Here is a 2,357-nt window from a genome sequence, read left to right as displayed (position 1 = left end):
GGTGGTTTTGGTACAGCAGGACAACCTGCTGAACTGATCGATGGCTTAATTCAACTCGGCATTAAAGACCTCACCATCGTCAGCAACAATGCTGGTAATGGCGACTATGGTTTAGCCAAGCTACTCAAAGCCGGTGCCGTGAAAAAAGTCATTTGTTCATTCCCGCGTCAGTCCGACTCTTGGGTCTTTGATGAACTCTATCGTGCAGGCAAAATCGAATTGGAACTGGTGCCGCAAGGCAATTTGGCCTGTCGTATTCAAGCTGCAGGTATGGGACTCGGTGCAGTCTTTACTCCTACAGGCTTTGGTACTTTATTGGCTGAAGGCAAAGAAACCCGTCACATCGACGGTAAAGATTATGTACTGGAATATCCAATCAAAGCCGACTTTGCTTTGATTAAAGCCCAACAAGGCGACCGTTGGGGTAACTTGGTTTACCGCAAATCGGCGCGTAACTTTGGTCCAATCATGGCCATGGCCGCAGGCGTGACCATTGCACAAGTCTCTGAAGTGGTGGAACTGGGTGAATTAGACCCTGAACACATCATCACCGCAGGTATTTTTGTTCAACACGTGGTGCAGGTTCAACCTGAACCTGTTGCTGTGTAATCGGGAGAACATCATGAGCTATCAAAAACTCAGCCGTAACCAAATTGCAGAACGTGTGGCACAAGATATTCCAGATGGCGCTTATGTGAATCTTGGGATTGGCTTACCAACTAAAATTGCCAGCTACCTGCCTTCAGACAAAGACGTATTCTTACATTCTGAAAATGGCTTATTGGCTTTTGGTCCACCACCTGAAAAAGGTCAAGAAGACCCTGAACTGATCAATGCTGGTAAGGAATATGTGACCATGCTGCAAGGCGGTAGCTTTTTCCATCACGGTGACTCTTTTGCCATGATGCGTGGCGGTCACTTAGATATCGCAGTCCTTGGCGCCTTTCAAGTGGCAGCCAATGGTGACTTGGCCAACTGGCATACAGGTGCACCCGATGCGATTCCTGCCGTTGGTGGTGCGATGGACCTAGCCGTCGGTGCCAAGAAAGTCTTTATCACCACCGACCATGTGACTAAACAAGGTGAACCGAAGATTGTGGCTGAACTGAGCTACCCTGCGACAGGTTTGAAATGTGTCGATCGTATTTACACCGACCTGTGTGTGATTGATGTCACCGCAGACGGCTTAAAAGTGATTGAGAAAGTCGACGGTTTAAGCTTTGTAGAATTGCAGGCGATGACGGGTGCTCCGTTGGTGGATGCGACACTGTAAATTTCAGAAAAATTTGCTAGAGCTTATAGTCATCAACAACCTGTCGAGCGCTTTAACAGTATTGTTTTTGCAACAGCAGTGGAAAATTGTTGCGAGTGAACAGTTTTTGTTGATGACAAAATTTTTGGTCACTTTTTTAAAAAAGTGGCAAGAACGAGCTACTGGTATTTGACTGAACACGGTAAGACTCCGTCGTGACTAGATACAGTTGATCTATCAGCAGAGTCCCGTTTTAAAGGACAAGATTAAAAATGAAAAACGCTTATATCATCGATGCCATCCGCACCCCATTTGGTCGTTATGCCGGTGGACTCGCCCCAGTCCGTGCCGATGACTTGGGTGCAGTGCCGATTCAAGCCTTGATGCAACGCAATCCCAGCGTGGATTGGACTCAAGTCGATGACGTGATCTACGGCTGCGCCAACCAAGCAGGTGAAGACAACCGTAATGTCGGTCGTATGTCTGCACTGCTTGCAGGTTTACCCGTTGAAGTTCCTGCCACGACAGTGAATCGCTTATGTGGTTCATCCCTAGATGCCATTGCGATGGCAGCCCGTGCAATTAAAGCAGGCGAAGCAGATTTAATCATCGCAGGTGGCGTCGAAAGTATGTCTCGTGCACCTTTTGTGATGGGTAAATCAGAAACAGCTTATGGCCGTAGCCAGAAGATTGAAGACACCACCATGGGCTGGCGTTTTATTAATCCTCAGCTCAAAGCGATGTATGGTGTAGACACCATGCCGCAAACCGCGGAGAACGTGGCACAACAATTTAATATTGATCGCGCAGATCAAGACCAGTTTGCCTTGGCGAGTCAACAGCGCACCGCAACCGCGCAAGCTCAAGGCTTTTTTACACATGAGATCATCCCTGTGAATATTCCACAGCGTAAGGGTGATCCGATTGTGGTTGACACGGATGAACATCCTCGTGCATCGACCACCTTAGAAGGTTTGGTTAAATTGAAGCCAGTCGTCACAGCAGAAGGCACCGTCACAGCGGGAAACGCGTCAGGCATCAATGACGGTGCGGCTGCTGTACTGATTGCGTCAGAACAAGCCGTTGCACAGTATCAACTTAAACC

Annotated in this window: 3 protein-coding genes; all 3 read left to right on the top strand. The window is 48.2% G+C overall.

Annotated features, from left to right (window positions below; all coding sequences use genetic code 11):
* Positions 1-609: 3-oxoacid CoA-transferase subunit A (locus tag RR876_RS16465; RefSeq protein ID WP_332637129.1), on the top strand; the 609-nt coding region annotated here is incomplete at its 5' end.
* A gap of 13 nt (positions 610-622) precedes the next feature.
* A complete protein-coding gene (locus RR876_RS16460) occupies positions 623-1,273 on the top strand; it encodes a 3-oxoacid CoA-transferase subunit B (RefSeq protein ID WP_332637128.1) in 651 nt (216 codons plus the stop codon).
* 251 nt (positions 1,274-1,524) lie between these two features.
* Positions 1,525-2,357: acetyl-CoA C-acyltransferase (locus RR876_RS16455; protein ID WP_332637127.1), on the top strand; the 833-nt coding region annotated here is incomplete at its 3' end.

It is taken from the genome of Acinetobacter sp. (genome assembly GCF_036666595.1).
Lineage (GTDB): Bacteria > Pseudomonadota > Gammaproteobacteria > Pseudomonadales > Moraxellaceae > Acinetobacter.
The sequence above is the reverse complement of the archived record's forward strand: the minus strand, read 5'-3'. Positions and strand labels throughout refer to the sequence as shown.

What these genes read in the sequence shown, in the direction of transcription:
- RR876_RS16460 (WP_332637128.1), top strand. Translation starts at nt 623, where the DNA reads ATGAGCTATCAAAAACTCAGCCGTAACCAAATTGCAGAACGTGTGGCA.